Origin of the sequence: Nocardioides lijunqiniae, from assembly GCF_015024225.1 — a bacterium.
Classification (GTDB): Bacteria; Actinomycetota; Actinomycetes; order Propionibacteriales; family Nocardioidaceae; genus Nocardioides; species Nocardioides lijunqiniae.
On the sequence record NZ_JACJGM010000023.1, the window covers coordinates 13,573 to 32,581 of the forward strand.

Sequence of the window (19,009 nt, forward strand, 5' to 3'; positions counted from 1 at the left end):
TGCCTCGCGCGTCATTGGTCGCTCCCGCCGAACATGATCTCGTCCCAGCTGGGGACCGAGGCGCGGCCGCGCTTCTTGGCCGGCTTGCGTCCGGCGGGCTCGTCGGCGGCCGGGTCGTCGGCCGGCGCGTGCTCGGCGGCCGCGGCGTCGCCGGCCTCCTCGCGGAGCTCGGGGTCGTCGGAGTCGGGGCTCTCGTCGAGGAAGGCCTCGACCGGCTCGTCGGCGGCGGGCGGCGCGTCGTCCTTCAGGAGCTCGAGGACGTCGTCCCCCAGCGGCAGCTCGTCGGCAGGTACGGCGGACAGCCGGCGGGTGCGGGCCTGCCGCAGGTCGTCGCGCGGCTCGGCCGGAGCCGCCGGGGCGGCCTCCTCGGCGACGGCCTCGCCGACCAGCCAGCGGGCGTCGTCGTTGTCGAGCAGGACGTAGCTGCCCGGCACGTCGTAGGTGAGCTCGGCCGTGCCCTTGCGGCGCAGCGTGCTGAAGGTCGCGCGCAGCGCCCAGCGGCCGTCCTCGCGCCGCCAGGCGTCCCACGACACGGCGTCGGAGGTGACGTTGAGCGAGCTGAGGTGGGCCGCGACGGCGTCGCCGAGGATGCGGGCGCCGCCCTCGCCGGAGCCGCGGCGCACCGAGGAGCGCTGGGCGCGCTGGGCGACGTGCTCGCGCTCGGCGAGCACCGGGCCGGCGTAGACCATGATCCGGTCGACGCTGGTCTGGGCGGACTGCGCGACCGCCTCGGGTGTCTCGCCGGCGCGGATCCGGGCCTGGATGTCGCGGGGACGGAGGGATGAGTCCATCTGTATCTCCAACTGGCCGAGGCGAGAGGCGTCGCCGCGGGTCGCGGCCCGCAGGCTCTGGTCGATGTCGAGTGTGAACTCGGCGCCCGCATCGCTGACCAGCAGGAGGCGCTTCCCGTCGTCGCTCACTCCAGCGAGCGTGAGGTGCGCCATGGGATCAGCTTCCTGGTGTCCTGCGGTGTGGGTGGGGATGAGCCTTCGGTGCGTCCGAGCCTACGCCAGCCGGACGTCCTCGCCCGGTCATGGCCCGGCGTGCCCGACGGATAAATCTGCGACCTGACCAGCCACTACGCTGCGGACGTGCCCGGCACCCTCGTGACCCTCGACCTGGTGGGGATATTCGTCTTCGCGATGTCCGGCGCCCTCGTGGGCGTCCGCAAGGAGGTGGACGTCTTCGGGGTGCTGGTCCTCGCCGGGACGACCGGCCTGGGCGGAGGCTTCCTGCGCGACGTCCTGATCGACGCCACGCCGCCCGCGGCGCTCGCGGACTGGCGCTACCTGCTGGTGCCGGCCGCCGGGGGACTCGTCACGTTCGCCTTCCACCCGGTGATCGGGCGCCTCGAGCGCAGCATCAACGTCCTGGACGCGTTCGGGCTCTCGCTCTTCTGCGTCACCGGGGCTACCAAGGCCCTGGAGTACGGCCTCGGCCCGGTGCCCGCCGCCCTCATGGGCATGGTCACGGGCATCGGCGGCGGGATGGTGCGCGACCTCCTGGCCGGCCGCGTTCCCGTCATCTTCCGCGGCGAGCTGTACGCCACGCCCGCCCTGGCCGGCGCCGCCATCGCGGTGGTGGGCACCCGCAACGACCTCCCGGTGCTGGCGGTCGCGCTGGCCGGCGCCGGCGTCTGCCTGGTCTGGCGGCTGCTGGCGATCTGGCGCGGCTGGCAGGCCCCGATGCCGACGGGCCCCGCCAGCGTCTGACCAGTCAGTCGACGCTCAGTCCAGCAGCCGCCCGTTCGGCAGGGCGATCTGCGCACGGGGGACCCCGGCGTCCTCGACGACGAGCTCGCACTCCCCGGTGGTCACCTCGCACCCGAGCAGGCTCTGGTAGCGACTGGTGATCGGCCCGGACGACAGCACCCCCACCGTGTCGTCGTCCAGCCAGCCGAACGGCAGGGCGAAGCTGAGCGCGGCCGAGGGGATGTCCAGAGGCACCGTGGTGCCGTCGACGCCGATGACCCGTGCCTCGGTGCGGCCGCCGTTCTCGATGTCGGGCAGCGGAGCCGCGTAGGCGAACCACGCGCCGTCGGGCGACAGCTCGCCCTCGACGGCGGTCACGCCGGGCAGCCGGACCGCCGACTCGCGCGTGGTCCCGACAGCCACGCCCCTGCCGTCACGGAACGCGATCACCCCGTCCTCCACGTCGAGGATGTCGCGCCCGTCGACGGCGTCGGGGTCGATGACCTCGGTGTCCTGGGTCGCGAGGTCGACGGCGACCGCCCCGCGGACGTCGCGCCAGTAGGCGGTGCCCCCGTCGAGGGCGTAGAAGTACGCCGGGTCGGCGCCGTCGGCGGCCGAGTCCATGCCGTCGGAGGTCTCTCCGCCGGCGAACGTCGCCTCGTCGTTGGTGCTCTGGTCGAACGTCATGAACGCCGGCGCGGGCCCGCTGGTGTCGTCGACCCACCCGACCAGCGCGCTCCCGGCGTCGGTGACCAGGTGGGGGTCGGTCGCGTCGGTCCGGCCGATCGGGTCCACGTCGCCGTCGGTCACGGAGTAGACCGTGCCCTCGGGGTCGGCGAAGACGTAGCCGTGCGTGGTCGCGACGTAGGCCCGGACCTCGTGGCCCACGTCCAGCGCGTCGTCGCCGGCCAGGATCACCGACGAGGTGGCCCAGGACACCACGCCGTTGGGCAGGGTCTCGGTCGCTCCGTCGCTGGGGTCGACGCTGGGACCCGGAGCGGCGTCGCCGTCCCGCAGCGTCGGGACGACCACGGCCGCCGCGAGGGCCAGGGCGGCGAGGGCGCCACCGGCCACGGCACCGCGCCGGCGCCGCACCCGGCGGTCGCCCGCTCGCACCAGCGCGTCGACGTCGCTCGCGGGGAAGTCCGTGCCGGCGGCACGGTCGTGCAGCAGGTCGCGCAGCTTGTCGGTCATCGGTTCACCACCGTGTCGGTCTGGGGGAGGAGGTCGTCGGCGGCGTCGCCCAGGTGCGCGCGCAGACTGGAGAGACCGGCCGCGACCTGGCTCTTGACCGTGCCGACGGCACAGCCCATCGCGTGCGCGGTCTGAGCCTCGGTGAGGTCCTCGTAGTAGCGCAGGACGATCGCGGCCCGCTGCCGGGGCGGGAGCCGCCGCAGCCCCTGCCAGAGCCACTCGCTCTGCGCCACGCTGTCCGCGTGCCCGGGCACGGAGCCGCCAGGGCCGCCCGGGCCACCCGGGCCGCCAGAGCCGCCCAGGTCCTCGGCGAGGATCCCGGGTCGCTCGTGGGTCCAGCTGCGCCGCCGGAACCACGAGATCGCGGTGGTGGTGATCGCCTTGCGGCAGTAGGCCTCGGCGTTCGCCGGGTCGCGCAGGCGCGGCCAGGCCGCGTAGGTCTTGACCAGGGCCTCCTGCACGAGGTCCTGGGCGAGCGCGGTGTCGCCCACCATGAGGTACGCCGCCCGGTGCAGGGCCGCCGAGCGCGCGGTGACGAGCTCCGCGAACTCCTCACGCCTGCTCATGTCTGGCCTCTCGTCATGTACCCCAGACGCGGTGAGGCCCCCGGAAGGTTCGGTCGGGCTCGCGAGGGGCTAGGGCCCCAGCACCCGCCGCAGGTAGCCGTTGGCGAAGACCCGGTCGGGGTCGAGCCGGTCGCGCATGGCCAGGAACTCCTCGAATCGCGGGTAGAGCGGGGCCAGGCCGTCGGCCTGGCGGGTGTGCACCTTGCCCCAGTGGGGGCGCCCGCCGTGGGCGCGCATGATCGGCTCCATGAGCGCGAAGTACGCGGTGTGGTCGGCGCGACGGTGCGTGTGGAACGCGAGGTAGAACGAGTCGCGGCCACCAGCGGTCGACAGCGGGATGTCGTCGGCCGGCGCGACCCGGATCTCGACGGGGAAGCTCACGTGCAGGTCGGAGGCGTCGAGGGCCGCACGGGCCTCGCGCAGCGCCGAGAGACCGGCCTCGCGCGGCACGGCGTACTCCATCTCGCGGAAGACCACGTCGCGGTCGGCGACGAAGACCCGGTGGGCGACGTCGGAGTAGGTGCGCGCCCCCAGGACGCGGGCGTTGACGCGGTTCATCGGCGGGATCACCCGCGGGGCGAGGTTGGCGGCGGCCGTCAGGGCCCCGAAGGCCCGGTTGGACAGCAGGTCGTCGTCGAGCCAGGCGCGCAGCCGTGGCAGGGGGGACGCCTCGGACAGGTCGGCGTCGAGGCGGTCGTTGCGCTTGGTGAGCAGCCGGTCGGTGTGGGGGAACCAGTACATGTCGACGTGGTGGCTCTCGGCCGTCATCTGGTCGAACGACGACAGCGCCTCGTCCCAGCCCATCGGCTCCTCTGTCGCCTCCAGCAGGAAGAGCGGCTCCACGCGGAACGTGAGCCGGGTGAGGACGCCGAGCGCGCCCAGGCCGACCCGGGCGACCTCCAGGACGTCGGCGTTCTCGGACTCGGTGGCGCGCAGGACCTCGCCGGTGCCGGTCACCAGCTCCAGGCCGACGACCTGGGCCGCCAGGCCGGCCGCGACCCCGCCCGTGCCGTGCGTGCCCGTCGAGATCGCGCCCGCCAGCGTCTGCTCGGCGATGTCGCCCATGTTGTGCAGGCTCAGACCGAGGGCCTCGAGACCCGCGTTGAGGTGCTTGAGCTGCGTGCCGGCGAGCGCGGTCACGGTCATCGCGTCGCGGTCGACGGCGACGATCCCGGTGAGGCCCTGGGGACGCAGCATCGTGTGCTCGGGGGCGGCGATGGCGGTGAAGCTGTGGCCGGTGCCGACCATCTTGACCGTCGTGCGGGCGTCGCGGGCGCGCTCCACCTCGGCCACCACGGCCTCCACGTCGGGGGGAGTCGCGGTGCGCTCCGGGCGGGCGGTCACGAGCCCGGACCAGTTCTTCCACTCAGTCACGCGTCATCACGGGCACCACGGTAGTGCGAATCGGCTGTCGTGCGGATCGCCTGCGCCGCCAGCACGGCGAGCACGCCGCCGCCGACCGGGACGAGGTAGGCCGCCGACGCGCCCTGGTGGTCGACGAGCACGCCGGCCAGGGTGGCGCCCGGTGCGACCCCGGCGACCAGGCCCGTGTGGAGGAACGCCATGCCCTCCGTCAGGCGCGACGGCGGGACGACCCGCTCGCACAGCGACATGGTCGCGATCAGGGTGGGCGCGATGGCGAAGCCGGCGACGAACAGCACCGCCCCCATCACCACCATCGAGTCGATGAAGGCCAGCGGCAGGATGGCCACGGTCATCGCGAGGGTGCCCCACCGGAGCCGGTGCTCGGGGCCTCGGCGCCACGTCACCGCGCCGCTGAGCACGCCCGCGATCAGGCTGCCGGCGGCCCAGAGGGCGAGCAGCGGTCCGGCGAAGGCCTTGGCGTCCTGCTCCTCGGCGAACGCCACGGTGGCCACCTCGGCGGCGCCGAAGAGCAGCCCCAGCATCGTGGAGACCACCGTCAGCGGGACCACGATGCGCCAGGGGATGCGGGCGCGCTCCGAGCGCGCGGCCGCCGGACGGTGCCGCGGCGGCTCGGTGCCGCGCTGGGCGGCGAACGCGTAGGTGCCCAGGACCCCGGCGACCAGCGCGGTGACCAGCCCGGCGGCGGGGTGCACCGACGTGGCGAGGACGGTCACCAGGATCGGGCCGGTGATGAAGACCGCCTCGTCGGCGACCGCCTCCAGCGCGAACGCCGTCTGCAGCTCGTCGGGGTCGCGGGTGGCGTGCGACCAGCGGGCGCGCACGCAGCTGCCGACCGAGGGCAGCGAGGCGCCGGCCAGGACCGCGAAGAGGTAGGTCAGCGCGATCGGCCAGCCGGAGTCGACCGACCACATGAGCAGCGCCAGCGCCACGCCCCACACGGTGATCACCACCGGCAGCACCCGCGACTGGCCCAGGCGGTCGAGCAGCTTGCCCTGCAGGATCGCGAAGAACGCGTTGGCGAGCAGGTGGGCCGCCGACACCGCGCCGGCCACGCCGTAGGAGCCGGACGCGTCCTCGACGAGCAGCACGATGCCCAGGCCGACCATCGCGATCGGCAGGCGGGCCACCAGGCCGGTCGCGCTGAAGAGGGCGGTGCCGGGCTTCGCGAGGATCCGGTGGTAGGCGCTGATCATGGCGTCCGAACACTAGATCCATACGATGGGGGAGTGCCCAATCCAGACGCCTCCCCGTACGACGCCGTCCTGCTCGTCTCGTTCGGGGGCCCCGAGGCACCCGACCAGGTCGTGCCCTTCCTCGAGAACGTCACCCGCGGTCGCGGGATCCCCCGCGAGCGGCTGGAGGCGGTCGGCGAGCACTACTTCCTCTTCGGCGGCCGTTCGCCGATCAACGACCTGAACCGCGACCTGCTGGCCTCCATCCGCGCCGACCTCGCCGAGGCCGGGATCGACCTCCCCGTCTACTGGGGCAACCGCAACTGGGACCCCTTCCTGCGCGACACCCTCGCCGAGATGGCCGCCGATGGCGTGACCCGGGCGGCGTGCTTCGTCACGAGCACCTACTCCTCGTGGTCGAGCTGCCGGCAGTACCGCGAGAACCTCTTCGACGCGGTCGACGGTCTCGAGGGCGCCCCCGTGCTCGACAAGCTGCGTCACTACTTCAACCACCCGGGCTTCGTGGAGCCCATGGTCGACGCCACCCTGGCGGCGCTGGCCGACCTTCCCGAGGAGGTCCGGGCGGGCGCGCACCTGGCGTTCGTCACCCACTCGATCCCCGACGCGATGGCCGACACCAGCGGGCCGGAGGGCGGCGCCTACGTCGACCAGCACCTCAGCGCCGCGGAGGAGATCGTGCGCCAGGTGTCGGAGAGCACCGGCACCGCCCACCCGTGGGAGCTCGTCTACTGCTCGCGGTCGGGCTCGCCGCAGACGCCGTGGCTGGAGCCGGACGTCAACGACCACCTCGAGGCGCTGCACGAGGCGGGCGTCCCCGCCGTCGTGATGGTGCCCAGCGGGTTCGTCTCGGACCACATGGAGGTCGTCTACGACCTCGACACGGAGGCCCTGGCGACCGCCGAGCGGCTCGGCCTGCCGGCCCGCCGCGCGGCCACCGCCGGCACCGACCGGCGCTTCGTCGCCATGGTGCGCGACCTGCTGCTGGAGCGCGCGGCCGCCGAGCGCGGCGAGGCGGTCACCCGCACCGCCATCGGCCGCCTCGACGCCCGGTGGGACCGCTGCCCCGTCGGGTGCTGCCCCAACCCCCGGGCCGAGCGGCCCGCGCTCTGCGGCGAGGCATGACCCGCCCCGACGCCGCCGCGCTCGCCGACCTCGCGCTCGACACCGCCCGGCTGGCCGCCGAGCTGGTGCGCGGGCGGCGTGAGGCGGGGGTCAGCGTGGCCGACACCAAGTCCAGCGACGTCGACATCGTGACCGAGGCCGACCGGGCCGCGGAGACCCTGATCCGCGACACCCTCCGGGCGGCCCGCCCCGACGACGCGTTCCTCGGCGAGGAGGGCGACGACGAGGCCGGCACCACGGGCGTGCGGTGGGTCATCGACCCGATCGACGGCACCGTCAACTTCCTCTACGGGCTGCCCCAGTACGCCGTCTCGATCGCGGCCGAGGTCGACGGCGAGGCGGTGGCCGGGGTCGTGCTGAACGTCGCCACCGGGGCCGAGTGCGTCGCCCGCGAGGAGGGCGGCCGCGTCGTCGCCCGCCGCGACGGGCGACCGCTCGCCGTACGGGGGGAGGCGCCGCTGTCGCACCGCCTGGTCGGCACCGGCTTCTCCTACGACCGGCACGTGCGGGTGCTCCAGTCGGAGGCCGTGACCCGGCTGCTGCCGCGCATCCGCGACGTCCGTCGGCTCGGCTCGTGCGCGCTCGACCTGTGCGCCGTGGCGGAGGGCCAGCTCGACGCCTACGTCGAGGAGGGGGTCAACCTGTGGGACCACGCGGCCGGTGGTCTGATCGCCCGCGCGGCCGGCGCGCGCACCGAGACGGTCACCGGCATCGGGGGGATGACGCTGCTGCTGTGTGCGCCAGGTCACGGGTTCGAGGAGTTCCGCGACGCCGTCGCCGAGGCCGGTTTCATGGCACCTGTCACCATCAGCCTTGAAGGGGAATAGCCGCACGTCAGAGGCTGTTCCGGCCACGTCGCGTAACCGGTGTTGGCCGGACCGCGGAGATAGTGCAAAATCTGGCCCGCCACACACAGCCGAAGGGAGTGAGCGACGCAATGGCCACCGACTATGACGCACCGCGTAAGAACGAGGAAGAGCAGTCCGAGGAGAGCATCGAGGAGCTCAAGGCGCGTCGCCACGACAAGAACTCCGGCAAGGTCGACGAGGACGAGGCGGAGGCCGCCGAGGCGTTCGAGCTGCCCGGCGCCGACCTGTCGCACGAGGAGCTCGCCGTCGAGGTGAAGCCCAAGCAGGAGGACGAGTTCACCTGCATGAGCTGCTTCCTGGTCCACCACCGCAGCCAGCTGGCCGACAGCAAGAAGATGATCTGCCGCGACTGCGTCTGAGGACGACGGTCGGGTGTCCGCTCAGGACACCGGCGTCGGGGCGGAGGCGTCCTGGCCGTCCTTCTCCATGCCCGGGGGAAGGTGCCCGGTGGAGCGCGCGTAGTAGTGGGCCGCCTTGCGGGCGGCCAGCATCCGCGCCAGGGCGATGAACGTGCCGCTGACCGTGGCCCAGGCCACGGCCTCCCAGACGTCGACGTCGGGGTCGGCCGGGTTGGCCGGCGGGTTCTTCCCGGTCGCGGCCTTCCAGGAGGTGTTGATCACCTTTTTCGAGACCGCGGCCGCGCCGATGGCGGCGCCCAGCGAGAAGAGGGTCCAGATCTTGGAGCTGTCGGAGGCCATGACCAGAGCCTAGGGCCGCACTCCTCGAGGTCGGTTAGTGACCCGCGCCACGGGCGTGCGACAGGGCCTCGGCCAGGCGCTCGGGGTGCCGTGTGCTGAGCAGCCAGTACGGCGTGGGGTCGGCCGGGTCGGCGATGACCACCCGGACCGCGCGCTTGAGGTAGGGCCGCAGCACCAGGAACGCCCGCGCGTCGGCGTCCACGCCGGCCGCCCGGCGCGCCTGGTCGGCGTCGAGGGCGGTCACGCCACCGAGGTGGCGCACCTCGATGTGGGCACGGCCGGCGCGCAGCTCGCCGTCGCGCACGACGATGCGGGCCGATCCGTAGGAGACCAGCGCTCCCGCGAGCAGCGCCATCGCCAACGCCGTGACCACCCAGGCCACCGGCCCGGGGACGGCCACCACGAGGGCCAGCCAGAGGGTCGCGACCAGCATGGTCCCCTGGACCCACCAGCGCAGCGGGACCTTGAGCCGCTCGGCGTACGCGATGTCGGCGGCGCTGGTCACGGGGCCAAGCCTCCCATCCCGGCGGTGAGCCACGGTGCACTAGGGTCCGTCCGTGCCTACGCCCGAGCCCACTCCCGCGGCTCCCGGGGCCGCCGGAGGGGTCGCCATCGAGGTGGTCCGCCTGGACCCCGAGCTGCCGCTGCCGTCCTACGCCCACCCGGGCGACGCCGGCGCCGACCTGGTGACCACCGTCGACGTGACGCTGCGCCCGGGGGAGCGCGCCCTGGTGCCCACCGGGGTCGCCATCGCGCTGCCGGACGGCTACGTCGCCCTCGTGCACCCCCGCTCCGGGCTGGCCGCGCGCCACGGGCTGTCGATCGTCAACACCCCGGGCACCGTCGACGCCGGCTACCGCGGCGAGATCAAGGTGCTCCTCATCAACCACGACCAGGCCGAGACGATCGAGCTCCACCGGGGCGACCGGGTGGCCCAGCTCGTCGTCCAGCGGTTCGAGCGCGCCCACTTCACCGAGGTCACCGAACTCCCCGGCAGCGCCCGTGGTGCCGGGGGTTACGGTTCTACCGGGGGCTTCGGCCCATCCTGACCACGAGGAGTAGCACGTGAAGTTCCGCCGCAAGTCCGACGCCGACGCCGTCCCCGAGACGGTCGTCGAGAGCGACTCGTCGGAGGCCGACCGCGGGCCCACCGGCCCCTACGACGTGGACGACCTGCCCGAGGGCGAGGACCGGGTCGACCTCGGCTCGCTCGTCATCGAGCCCGAGGCCGGCCGTGAGCTGCGCCTGCAGGTCGACGAGCAGTCAGGCGACGTCCAGGCCGTCGTGCTGGCCGGTGCCGACGGGGCCGTGGAGCTGCGGGCCTTCGCCGCGCCGCGCAACGGCGACCTGTGGGCCGACGTGCGGCCGCAGATCGCCGCCGACATGGCCCGCCGCGGCGGCACGGCCACCGAGCGCGAGGGCGCGTTCGGCCCGGAGTTGCTCTGCGAGCTCACCGTGACCCGTGCCGACGGCTCGACCGGCTCCCAGCCGTCGCGCATCGTCGGCGTCAACGGCCCCCGCTGGCTGCTGCGCGCGACGTTCCTGGGCCGCCCCGCCGTCGAGCCCGAGGGGGCCGCCGCGTGGGAGGACACCCTGCGCCGCGTGACCGTGCGGCGCGGCGGCCACGCCCTGCCCGTGGGGGAGCCGCTGCCGCTGGTCCTCCCCGAGAACGCCCGCCGTGCCGACGCCCCGTCCGAGTGAGGCGCCTGCCGTGAGCAAGCTGCGACGCACGATCAGCCGCTGGGCCAACAGCTCCGACCAGCACGCGGCCGACCTGCGGCGCACCTACGCCGACGCGGGCGTCGGCACGATCGCCGACGCGCCCGACCGCGAGACCGTGCGGCTGCGCGGCACGCTGCGCACCGTGACGCTGCGCCCGCGCGGCGGCGTACCGGCCCTGGAGGCGGAGCTGTTCGACGGCTCGGGCGTCCTCACCGTCGTGTGGCTCGGCCGCCGGCGCATCGCGGGCATCGCACCGGGCCGCTCGATCGAGGTGGGGGGGCGCATCGGCACCCACGACGGCGTCCGGATCATCTACAACCCGCGCTACGAGCTGATGCCATGAGCGAGGCCACCGCCCCGGACCAGGCGCCGCAGCCCGCGCCGCAGGCCAGCGTCGCGACGGTCGAGGAGGTCGTGCGCGCCCAGCTGTCCAAGGCGCTGGGCGGCCGGCGCGGGATGCTCGAGGCCGCGGTCCCGACCGTGCTCTTCACGATCCTGTGGCTCACCACCCGCGAGCTGACGCTGGCGCTGAGCGTCAGCATCGGCACGGCGGTCGCCGTCCTCGCCGTCCGGCTCGTGCAGCGCTCGTCCCCGCAGTTCGCGCTGAACGCGATCTTCGGCATCGGCATCGGGTGGCTCTTCGTGCGCCTGGCCGCGAGCCGCGGCGGCAGCGAGGACGAGCAGGCGTTGGCCTACTTCCTGCCCGGTCTCATCTACAACTCCGGCTACTCCGTCATGCTCGCGCTGAGCTGCCTGGTGGGCTGGCCGCTCGTCGGCTTCATGGTCGGCAGCGTCACCGGCGACCCCACCGCCTGGCACGCCAACCGCCAGGTGGTGCGGCTGTGCACGCTCCTCACCTGGCTGCTGGCCGTCCCGTGCATCGTGCGCGTCGTGGCGCAGGCGCCGATCTGGTTCGCCGGGAACTCCGGCGCCATGGACGCCGACACCGCCGTCGCCGTCCTCGGGATCCTCAAGATCGCCCTCGGCTGGCCCCTGCAGCTCGCCGCCCTCGGCTCGATGGTGTGGGTCCTGTCGCGAAACTCCACCCCGGTCGACCCCACCGAGCAGGTCGAGCTCGCCTAGCCCCCGTGGTGGCGCGGCGCGAGGAGCTGCTCGAGCTCGTCCTCGCCGGCGTCGGGGATGACGAACAGCAGCTCGTCGCCGGACTCGACCGGCTGCTCGCCGTCGGGCACGTAGACCTGGCCGTCGCGCAGGATCGTGACCAGCGCGCAGTTCTCCGGGAGCGGGATCAGCCCCGACGGCTTGCCGACGTACGGCGAGTCGGCGGGCAGCACCATCTCCACGAGGTTGGCGTTGCCCTTGCGGAAGGTGAACAGGCGCACGAGGTCGCCAACGGTGACGGCCTCCTCGACCAGCGCCGACATGATCCGCGGGGTCGAGACGTTGACGTCGACGCCCCAGGCCTCGGTGAAGAGCCACTCGTTGTTGGGGTGGTTGACCCGCCCGACCGTGCGCGGGACGCCGAACTCGGTCTTCGCCAGCAGTGAGGTGACCAGGTTGGCCTTGTCGTCGCCCGTGGCCGCGATGACCACGTCGCACTTGTCGAGGCGCGCCTCCTCCAGCGAGGAGAGCTCGCAGGAGTCGGCGAGGAGCCACTCGGCGTCGGGCACCCGCTCGGGGTGGATCGAGCCGGGGTTCTTGTCGATCAGCAGGACCTCGTGGCCGTTCTGGATCAGCTCGCGGGCGATCGAGCGCCCGACGGCGCCCGCTCCGGCAATGGCGACTCGCATGCTCAGCTCTCCTCGGGTCCGCGCTCGATGACCTGGTAGGCGTGCGCCGCGTTCTCCTCGCGCATCACCAGGTGGAGCAGGTCGCCCTCCTGGATCACCGACTCGCGCGTCGGCAGCATGCCCTCGCCCAGCCGGTCGATCCACGCGATCCGGCTGCGCGACTGCTCCTGGAACGCGACGGTGCGGTGGCCGATCCAGGGGTCGCCCACGGGGACCTGGTCGAGCCGGATGGTGCCGGAGGGGTCGCGGAAGTCCGGCTCGGCGCCGGCGGGCAGGATCCGGCGCAGCACCTGGTCGGCGGTCCACTTGACCGTCGCGACCGTGGTGATGCCCAGGCGCTGGTAGACCTCGGCGCGGCCGGGGTCGTAGATGCGGGCGACGACCTGCTGGATCCCGAACGTCTCGCGGGCGACACGCGCGGCGATGATGTTGGAGTTGTCGCCGCTGGAGACCGCGGCGAACGCGTCGGCGCGGCGGATGCCGGCCTTCTCGAGGACCTGCTGGTCGAAGCCGTAGCCGGTCACCTTGTCGCCGTTGAACCCCGGTCCCAGACGCCGGAAGGCGTCGGGCTCGGAGTCGATGACGGCCACCGTGTGGTTACGGTCCTCGAGGCTGCGGGCGAGGGTCGAGCCGACCCGGCCACAGCCCATGATCACGACGTGCACCCGGCCACCGTACTGCCACGTCACCCTTGCCGTACCCTTGCCGCTCGTGGGTGTCGGCGACGTCTCCAAACGAATCCTGCTGGGGCGCAAGCTGCGGAGCTCCCAGCTGGGGGAGACCCTTCTCCCCAAGCGGATCGCCCTGCCCGTCTTCGCCAGCGACGCCCTCTCCTCGGTGGCCTACGCGCCCGACGAGGTCTTCATCATGCTGTCGCTGGCCGGCGCCAGCGCCTACGTCTGGTCGTGGAAGATCGCGATCGCGGTCGCCCTGGTCATGGCGGCGGTCATCGCCTCCTACCGCCAGACCGTGCACGCCTACCCGAGCGGCGGCGGTGACTACGAGGTCGCCACGGTCAACCTGGGCCGTCGGGCCGGGGCGACGGTCGCCAGCGCGCTGATCGTCGACTACGTCCTGACGGTCGCGGTGTCGATCTCGTCGGGGTCGCAGTACGCCGCCGCTGCGATCCCCATCCTCCAGCACCACGAGGCCACGGTCGGCGCCGCGCTGGTCGTGATCCTCACCGCGCTCAACCTGCGCGGCATCCGCGAGTCCGGCACCCTCTTCGCGATCCCGACGTACGCCTTCATGGTCGCGATCCTGGGCATGTGCGCGTTCGGGTTCCTGCAGATGGCCTCGGGCAACCTGCCCGACGTCGAGTCGGCCGACCTGGTGATCAAGCCCGAGTCGCAGTACGACGGCGCGCTGACCACCATGGGCCTGCTCTTCCTGCTGGCCCGCGCGTTCTCGTCGGGCTGTGCGGCCCTGACCGGCGTCGAGGCGATCTCCAACGGCGTCCCGGCCTTCCGCCGGCCCAAGAGCCAGAACGCCGCCACCACGCTGCTCCTCCTGGGCATGATCGCGGTGACCATGATGGTCAGCGTCATCGTCCTGGCACGCCAGATGGGCCTGCGCTACGTCGACCCGCACGACCTGGACCGGCTCACGCGCGACGGGGAGGCACTGCCGGGCGACTACGACCAGCACGCCGTCATCGCGCAGATCGCCCGCGCGGTCTTCCAGGACTTCTCGCCCGGCTTCTACCTCGTCGTGTCCGTCACCGGGATCATCCTGGTGCTGGCCGCCAACACCGCCTTCAACGGCTTCCCGGTGCTGGGCTCGATCCTCGCCCGCGACGGCTTCGCCCCCCGCGCCCTCGACTCCCGCGGCGACCGCCTCGCCTACAGCAACGGCATCCTCTTCCTCGCGGCCCTGGCGATCGTGCTCATCATCGCCTTCGACGCCGAGACGACGAGGCTGATCCAGCTCTACATCGTCGGCGTCTTCGTGTCGTTCAACCTCAGCCAGCTCGGCATGATCCGCCACTGGACGCGCAAGCTCACCACCGAGCGCGACCCCGCGGCCCGCCGCACGATGCTCCGCTCGCGCATCATCAACGCCGTGGGCCTGAGCTTCACCGCGGTCGTGCTGGTCGTCGTGCTCATCACGAAGTTCCTCGAGGGCGCCTGGATCACGATCCTCGCGATGATCTTCTTCTACGTGATCATGAACGGCATCAAGAGCCACTACGACAGCGTCAACCTCGAGCTCGCGGCCGACGAGGGCGACAAGGCGCTGCCGACCCGCGTCCACGCGATCGTGCTGGTCTCCAAGCTGCACAAGCCGACGCTGCGCGCGCTGGCCTTCGCCAAGGCGTCGCGGCCCAACGTGCTCGAGGGCGTCTACGTCAGCACGGACGCGGCCGCGACCAACAAGCTGCTGGAGGAGTGGGACGAGCGACGCATGGACGTGCCGCTCAAGGTCCTCCACTCGCCCTACCGCGAGCTGGTGCGCCCGATCGTCGAGTACGCCACGGAGATCCGGAAGGCCAACCCGCGCGGCGTCGTGGCCGTCTACATCCCCGAGTACGTCGTCGGGCGCTGGTGGGAGCAGCTGCTGCACAACCAGACGGCCCTGCGGCTCAAGGGCCGGCTGCTCTTCACGCCCGGCGTCATGGTCACCTCGGTGCCCTACCAGCTGCGGTCGTCGCAGATCGCCCGCGAGCGCGAGGAGCGCGACGACGCCCGGGTGCGCCCCGGCGACCTGCGCCGCGGCCGCGTCGACGAGCGCACCGACCGCCAGATCCCGCGATGAAGCGCCGTCCACGCCAGCGGGTGGCCCGCGGCGCGTCCCGGGTGGGGGAGCGCTTCGAGGCCGAGGTCGGGCCGGTCGCGCACGGCGGCCACTGCATCGTCCGGCTGCCGGAGCCCGAGTCCCGGGTGGTGTTCGTCCGTCACGCCCTGCCCGGCGAGCGCGTCGTCCTGCAGATCACCGAGGGCACCGAGGGCGACCGGTTCTGGCGCGGTGACGCGGTGGAGGTGCTGGACGCCTCGACCGACCGGGTGCCGCAGCCGTGCCGCTTCGCCGGCCCCGGGCTCTGCGGCGGCTGCGACTTCCAGCACGTGACGCTGGAGCGGCAGCGCTCCCTCAAGGCCGACGTGGTGCGGGAGCAGCTCGCCCGGCTCGCGCGCCTCGACGTCGAGGTCGAGGTGGAGCCGGTGCCCGGTGACGACCACGGCCTGCACTGGCGCACCCGGCAGCGCTACGTGCCCCTGCCGGGCGGCGCCCGGGGGATGCGCAAGCACCGCTCCCACGAGGTCGTCGAGATCGACGAGTGCCTCATCGAGGCGCCCACCCGGCCGTCGTACGTCGTGGGCCCGCACTCCTTCGAGGTGGCCGACGACGGCTTCTGGCAGGTCCACCCCGGCGCCCCCGAGGTCCTCGTGTCCACCGTGCTCGACGCGCTGCGCCCGGCACCGGGGGAGCGGGCCCTCGACCTGTACGCCGGGGTCGGGCTGTTCGCGCGGTTCCTGCTCGACGCCGTGGGGGAGACGGGCCGCGTGGTCGCCGTCGAGGGTGACGAGCGGGCCTCGGAGCTGTCCATGAGCAACAGCCCCGGCATCGAGGCCACCGCCGGCCGGGTCGACCACGTCCTCGCGGCCGGCTATCCGGAGCCGTTCGACGTCGTCGTCCTCGACCCGCCGCGCGAGGGGGCCAAACGGGCCGTGGTCGAGGCGGTGGTCGCGCGCTCACCGCGCGCCGTGGCCTACGTCGCCTGCGACCCGGCCGCCCTAGCCCGCGACGTCGCGATCTTCGCCGAGCACGGCTACGCGCTCACCTGGCTGCGCGCGTTCGACCTGTTCCCGATGACGCACCACGTCGAATGCGTCGCGTTGCTGACGAGAACCGGTTCTGACCTGCGGTGATGCGATTCGGGTCGACGAGCACGCACTGCTCGCGAGCCCGGGTCAGGCCTGACGAACGCATTCGGTGGTGGTGGGCACGCGCTCAGCGCGCGTTCGGCCGGGTCGCGCTCAGACGGGGTGCATGGTGCGGCACTGGGTCAGCGCAGCGTCCGCTGCGAAGTAGGCACCGAGGTAGAGGTTCTGGTCGGCACGGGCCGCTGCGAGGGCGGCATCCGCCAACGCGCTCGCCTGATCGGCGACCTTGCGTTCCGCCGCGAGCCGGGCGTAGGCGACCTTGTAGGCGGATGCCTGGGCCACGTTCCCCGCGAGCACCCGGCGGGGGCCGGCGGCCGCCTTCGTCGCCCGGGCCTGGGCGGACCTCGCCTTCACGAGCGCCTTGGTCGCACGCTTCACCCGGGCGGCCTTCTTGACCTTCGCGGTCTTCGTCCTCGCCTTGACCGCCTTCGCCTTGACGAGCTTGGCCTTGGCGAGTCGCACGTGGTGCTTGGCCCCCGTGATCGCACGTTCGAACGGGACCAGTGCGGCGCGCGCGTCCTCCACGTAACCCGCCGTCAATGTCACGTTCGTGAGTGCCTCGGCCTCCTTCAACTGTGCCTCCATCGCGTGCGCCCCTGCCTGGACAGCATCGTTCAGGGCGGCTTGGGCGCGACCGTCCGCCTCGATCCGCTCGCCGAGTGCGGCGTCGTAGGCCGCAACCTCCACGGCGCAGGGGTCCTCGGCGGCCGCCGCCGGGGGCGCGGTGGCCAGACCGACGGCAAAGCCGCTGCTCACGAGCGCGAGCGCGACGAGGCGAAGGATGGGCTGGAATGCGCGATCACGGGTCAAGGTCGATCCTCGGGGTCGGTAGCCGCGAGGACCGACGTCCCCGATGGCGGAAGTACCACGTGCGCCACCGTAGGCCGAACATGGCGCGTCGGCAGCCGATCAGCGAAACAGGGCAGCCGCCCGCCGTGCAACTGACCGTCACTCCGGGATCGCGGCCTCGACCGGGCTGTCCAAGACAGGTGTCCGGAGACTGGAAGCGAGGGCGAATCCCCACCACCCCGTGTGAATCGGTAGCTTCCGACCCAGGACCGTAGTAGACGCGACGCCCTGGAGTGCGTCGCGCTGCTGGAGAAGACCGGCTCCGACGCCGGCACACCTCCGGTGGACTCGCGCCACGCGTGATCGCTCGGTCGGCCTCGACCAACTGTCGCGCGGCGCTACAGTCAGCGCGTGATCAAGGCCGCCGCAGGGCTCGTCGCCCTTTCCCTCGTAGCGCTCACCACGACCTCCGCCGCGGCGTCAGAGAGGCGCGACGTCTACGTCAGCGACAACGGCGCGGACCGGGTGTCGGGGTTCAGGACCGACGGCAGCGGCGCGCTGCTCACCGAGCGGACGACGGTCACGTCCAACGACGCCGAGGGGATGGTCTTCAGCGCGGACGGCCGGTTCCTCTACGTCAGCGACACCGGTGGCCAGAGCGTCAACGCCTACTCCGTCGCGGCCGACGGCACGCTGGCACCGGTGCTGGGGCCCGGTGGCCTGGCCGGCGGCGGCTTCCCCTACGCCATCACGGTGACTCCGGACGGGAAGTTCCTCTACGCGGCCTTCGGCGGACCCAACAGCTTCGTGCGTCGCTACGCGATCCGGGCGGACGGTGGCCTCACCGGCTCCCCGCAGTCGACCGTGATCGGCGGGGCGGCCGGCATCCGCGGGATCGTGGCCTCACCCGACTCCCGCTCGATCTACGTGGTCGACGAGAACCTCGACCAGCTCCGTGCCTACAGCATTGCCGCGGACGGCTCGTTGACCGAGAAGCCCGGGTCGCCGATCGCGACCGGTGACTCCCCGACCGTCGCGCAGATCACTCCCGACGGACGCAGGATCTACGTCGGCAACTACACCTCGGACGACATCTCCGGCTACTCGATCGCCGCCAGCGGCACCCTGACCGCGATCGACGGGTCGCCGTTCCCCGGTGTCGACGGGCCGTACGGCGGGATGGCGATCAGCCCCGACGGGCGCCGCCTCTACGCCACCGGCGCGAACAGCGGCCAGGTCGTCTCCTACGCGATCGCGGGTGACGGCAAGCTCGCGACGATCGGCACGCCCGTGGCCGCAGGGACCTTCGCGACCGGGCTTGCGATCACCCCGGACGGCAAGCGCGTCTACTCCTCGGCCCGCAGCTCGAGGCAGGCGTACTCCTTCACGGTGCAGTCGGACGGCTCCCTCGCCGCGAACGGGTCACCGCTCGCACTCGACAACCCGGGCGCCTCCGACTTCCAGTCCGTCGCCATCCGCCCGAACCAGCCGCCCACCGCCCGGCTGACCACCCGGACGGTCGGCGGCAGGGTCACGCTCAACGCCTCCACGTCCACCGACTCCGACGGCACCGTCTCGGCCTACACCTGGAGGTTCGGCGACGGCACGTCGGCCACGACCACGGCGCCGACGGTCACTCATACCTATGCCTCGGGCACCTACCTACCGAAGGTGACGCTCACCGACGACGAGGGCTGCTCGACGACGTTCGTCTCGACGGGGCTGTCCGCGCTCTGCAATGGCTCCGCGGTCGCCACCGCCGGGGCGCAGGTGCGTGCCGGCGTGGATCGCGTCACCGTCAAGGCGAGGAAGACGCAGAAGCAGAAGCGCAAGCTCGCGGTCGTGGTCAGGGCCGGTGCGGGCGAGGCGGTGTCCATCGCCGTCACCGGCACCGCCAAGGTCAAGGGGCTGAGGGGCAGGATCACGCTCAAGCGCGCCTCCGCCACGGTCCGGGGTGGCACCGCGACGCTCCGACTCGTGGCGACCAACAGGGCCAAGGGCAAGGCGGCCGTCGGGAGGAAGGGCACCGCCAGGCTCATCGTCATCCTCACCGACGCCGACGGCTACACCGTGCGCAGGACACTGACGGTCAGGCTGAGGTAGGACCGGGGCCGCCGGTCCCGGCTTGCATGGGAGTGCGCTCCAGG

General features: G+C 72.9%; 21 protein-coding genes. 11 read left to right on the plus strand and 10 right to left on the minus strand.

Annotated elements, in window-relative coordinates; all coding sequences use genetic code 11:
- Window positions 1-11: 11 nt before the first annotated feature.
- Entirely contained in the window at window positions 12-944 is a 933-nt protein-coding gene (sepH, locus tag IRQ30_RS14890) for a septation protein SepH (protein WP_227467646.1), read from the minus strand.
- A 147-nt stretch (window positions 945-1,091) separates the two neighbouring features.
- On the opposite strand from sepH, the gene IRQ30_RS14895 reads away from it, so the two are divergent.
- Window positions 1,092-1,712, plus strand: a complete 621-nt coding sequence (locus IRQ30_RS14895) for a TRIC cation channel family protein (RefSeq protein ID WP_193607177.1) — start codon at window positions 1,092-1,094, stop codon at window positions 1,710-1,712.
- A gap of 15 nt (window positions 1,713-1,727) precedes the next feature.
- Here IRQ30_RS14895 and IRQ30_RS14900 read toward each other — a convergent pair whose 3' ends face one another.
- From IRQ30_RS14900 to IRQ30_RS14915, 4 genes are all read right to left on the minus strand, one after another.
- Complete coding sequence (locus IRQ30_RS14900; RefSeq protein WP_193613824.1) at window positions 1,728-2,885, minus strand: hypothetical protein; 1,158 nt, start codon at window positions 2,883-2,885, stop codon at window positions 1,728-1,730.
- Window positions 2,882-3,451, minus strand: a complete 570-nt coding sequence (locus IRQ30_RS14905) for a SigE family RNA polymerase sigma factor (protein WP_193613826.1) — start codon at window positions 3,449-3,451, stop codon at window positions 2,882-2,884. Before IRQ30_RS14905 ends, IRQ30_RS14900 begins: the two co-directional genes overlap by 4 nt.
- A 69-nt stretch (window positions 3,452-3,520) precedes the next feature.
- Window positions 3,521-4,825, minus strand: a complete 1,305-nt coding sequence (locus IRQ30_RS14910) for a D-arabinono-1,4-lactone oxidase (RefSeq protein ID WP_193613828.1) — start codon at window positions 4,823-4,825, stop codon at window positions 3,521-3,523.
- Window positions 4,822-6,030 carry an MFS transporter gene (locus IRQ30_RS14915; protein WP_193613830.1) on the minus strand — a complete coding sequence of 403 codons (1,209 nt, stop codon included), beginning with the start codon at window positions 6,028-6,030 and terminating at the stop codon, window positions 4,822-4,824. Before IRQ30_RS14915 ends, IRQ30_RS14910 begins: the two co-directional genes overlap by 4 nt.
- 33 nt (window positions 6,031-6,063) lie before the next feature.
- Here IRQ30_RS14915 and IRQ30_RS14920 point away from each other — a divergent pair, with 33 nt between their 5' ends.
- From IRQ30_RS14920 to IRQ30_RS14930, 3 genes are all read left to right on the plus strand, one after another.
- Window positions 6,064-7,152: a ferrochelatase gene (locus IRQ30_RS14920; RefSeq protein ID WP_193613832.1), complete on the plus strand. Its 1,089-nt coding sequence runs from the start codon at window positions 6,064-6,066 to the stop codon at window positions 7,150-7,152.
- Window positions 7,149-7,979, plus strand: coding sequence for an inositol monophosphatase family protein (locus IRQ30_RS14925; protein WP_193613834.1), 831 nt, complete (start codon window positions 7,149-7,151; stop codon window positions 7,977-7,979). Before IRQ30_RS14920 ends, IRQ30_RS14925 begins: the two co-directional genes overlap by 4 nt.
- Window positions 7,980-8,089: 110 nt before the next feature.
- Window positions 8,090-8,380, plus strand: coding sequence for a DUF4193 domain-containing protein (locus IRQ30_RS14930; protein WP_193607185.1), 291 nt, complete (start codon window positions 8,090-8,092; stop codon window positions 8,378-8,380).
- A gap of 21 nt (window positions 8,381-8,401) precedes the next feature.
- Here IRQ30_RS14930 and IRQ30_RS14935 read toward each other — a convergent pair whose 3' ends face one another.
- Window positions 8,402-8,719 (minus strand): DUF4235 domain-containing protein, encoded by a 318-nt coding sequence (locus tag IRQ30_RS14935; protein ID WP_193607186.1) that lies wholly within the window; start codon window positions 8,717-8,719, stop codon window positions 8,402-8,404.
- A 34-nt stretch (window positions 8,720-8,753) separates the two neighbouring features.
- On the minus strand, window positions 8,754-9,224 hold the full coding sequence (locus IRQ30_RS14940; protein ID WP_338089721.1) for a DUF3093 domain-containing protein: 471 nt from the start codon (window positions 9,222-9,224) through the stop codon (window positions 8,754-8,756).
- 106 nt (window positions 9,225-9,330) lie between these two features.
- Here IRQ30_RS14940 and dut point away from each other — a divergent pair, with 106 nt between their 5' ends.
- Genes dut through IRQ30_RS14960 form a run of 4 tightly spaced genes read left to right on the plus strand, consistent with a single transcriptional unit; the run spans window position 9,331 to window position 11,524 of the window.
- Entirely contained in the window at window positions 9,331-9,768 is a 438-nt protein-coding gene (gene dut / locus IRQ30_RS14945; RefSeq protein ID WP_338089737.1) for a dUTP diphosphatase, read from the plus strand.
- Window positions 9,769-9,784: 16 nt separating this feature from the next.
- Complete coding sequence (locus IRQ30_RS14950) at window positions 9,785-10,420, plus strand: DUF3710 domain-containing protein (protein WP_193613837.1); 636 nt, start codon at window positions 9,785-9,787, stop codon at window positions 10,418-10,420.
- 10 nt (window positions 10,421-10,430) lie between these two features.
- Complete coding sequence (locus tag IRQ30_RS14955; RefSeq protein WP_420827607.1) at window positions 10,431-10,784, plus strand: OB-fold nucleic acid binding domain-containing protein; 354 nt, start codon at window positions 10,431-10,433, stop codon at window positions 10,782-10,784.
- Entirely contained in the window at window positions 10,781-11,524 is a 744-nt protein-coding gene (locus IRQ30_RS14960; RefSeq protein ID WP_193613839.1) for a DUF3159 domain-containing protein, read from the plus strand. The genes IRQ30_RS14955 and IRQ30_RS14960 overlap by 4 nt, the downstream gene beginning before the upstream one ends.
- Here IRQ30_RS14960 and IRQ30_RS14965 read toward each other — a convergent pair.
- Together IRQ30_RS14965 and IRQ30_RS14970 are read right to left on the minus strand one after the other, a co-directional pair.
- The gene (locus IRQ30_RS14965) at window positions 11,521-12,192 is read right to left on the minus strand and encodes a potassium channel family protein (protein WP_193613840.1); all 672 of its coding nucleotides are present in this window, start codon (window positions 12,190-12,192) and stop codon (window positions 11,521-11,523) included. The genes IRQ30_RS14960 and IRQ30_RS14965 overlap by 4 nt on opposite strands.
- Window positions 12,193-12,194: 2 nt before the next feature.
- Window positions 12,195-12,842 (minus strand): potassium channel family protein, encoded by a 648-nt coding sequence (locus IRQ30_RS14970; RefSeq protein ID WP_227467658.1) that lies wholly within the window; start codon window positions 12,840-12,842, stop codon window positions 12,195-12,197.
- Between the two features lie 61 nt (window positions 12,843-12,903).
- On the opposite strand from IRQ30_RS14970, the gene IRQ30_RS14975 reads away from it, so the two are divergent.
- Window positions 12,904-14,946: an APC family permease gene (locus IRQ30_RS14975; protein WP_338089723.1), complete on the plus strand. Its 2,043-nt coding sequence runs from the start codon at window positions 12,904-12,906 to the stop codon at window positions 14,944-14,946.
- The gene (locus tag IRQ30_RS14980; protein ID WP_193613843.1) at window positions 14,943-16,058 is read left to right on the plus strand and encodes a class I SAM-dependent RNA methyltransferase; all 1,116 of its coding nucleotides are present in this window, start codon (window positions 14,943-14,945) and stop codon (window positions 16,056-16,058) included. The genes IRQ30_RS14975 and IRQ30_RS14980 overlap by 4 nt, the downstream gene beginning before the upstream one ends.
- Window positions 16,059-16,166: 108 nt before the next feature.
- On the opposite strand, the gene IRQ30_RS14985 is transcribed toward IRQ30_RS14980, so the two are convergent.
- Window positions 16,167-16,883: a hypothetical protein gene (locus IRQ30_RS14985; RefSeq protein WP_193613844.1), complete on the minus strand. Its 717-nt coding sequence runs from the start codon at window positions 16,881-16,883 to the stop codon at window positions 16,167-16,169.
- Window positions 16,884-17,273: 390 nt separating this feature from the next.
- Here IRQ30_RS14985 and IRQ30_RS23875 point away from each other — a divergent pair, with 390 nt between their 5' ends.
- Window positions 17,274-18,965, plus strand: a complete 1,692-nt coding sequence (locus IRQ30_RS23875) for a beta-propeller fold lactonase family protein (RefSeq protein WP_193613845.1) — start codon at window positions 17,274-17,276, stop codon at window positions 18,963-18,965.
- Window positions 18,966-19,009: the final 44 nt, after the last annotated feature.

What these genes read in the sequence shown, in the direction of transcription:
- IRQ30_RS14960 (WP_193613839.1), top strand. Translation starts at nt 10,781, where the DNA reads ATGAGCGAGGCCACCGCCCCGGACCAGGCGCCGCAGCCCGCGCCGCAG.
- IRQ30_RS14900 (WP_193613824.1), bottom strand. Translation starts at nt 2,885, where the DNA reads ATGACCGACAAGCTGCGCGACCTGCTGCACGACCGTGCCGCCGGCACG.
- IRQ30_RS14905 (WP_193613826.1), bottom strand. Translation starts at nt 3,451, where the DNA reads ATGAGCAGGCGTGAGGAGTTCGCGGAGCTCGTCACCGCGCGCTCGGCG.
- IRQ30_RS14965 (WP_193613840.1), bottom strand. Translation starts at nt 12,192, where the DNA reads ATGCGAGTCGCCATTGCCGGAGCGGGCGCCGTCGGGCGCTCGATCGCC.
- IRQ30_RS14930 (WP_193607185.1), top strand. Translation starts at nt 8,090, where the DNA reads ATGGCCACCGACTATGACGCACCGCGTAAGAACGAGGAAGAGCAGTCC.
- IRQ30_RS14935 (WP_193607186.1), bottom strand. Translation starts at nt 8,719, where the DNA reads ATGGCCTCCGACAGCTCCAAGATCTGGACCCTCTTCTCGCTGGGCGCC.
- IRQ30_RS14925 (WP_193613834.1), top strand. Translation starts at nt 7,149, where the DNA reads ATGACCCGCCCCGACGCCGCCGCGCTCGCCGACCTCGCGCTCGACACC.
- IRQ30_RS14970 (WP_227467658.1), bottom strand. Translation starts at nt 12,842, where the DNA reads ATGGGCTGTGGCCGGGTCGGCTCGACCCTCGCCCGCAGCCTCGAGGAC.
- sepH (WP_227467646.1), bottom strand. Translation starts at nt 944, where the DNA reads ATGGCGCACCTCACGCTCGCTGGAGTGAGCGACGACGGGAAGCGCCTC.
- IRQ30_RS14915 (WP_193613830.1), bottom strand. Translation starts at nt 6,030, where the DNA reads ATGATCAGCGCCTACCACCGGATCCTCGCGAAGCCCGGCACCGCCCTC.
- IRQ30_RS14980 (WP_193613843.1), top strand. Translation starts at nt 14,943, where the DNA reads ATGAAGCGCCGTCCACGCCAGCGGGTGGCCCGCGGCGCGTCCCGGGTG.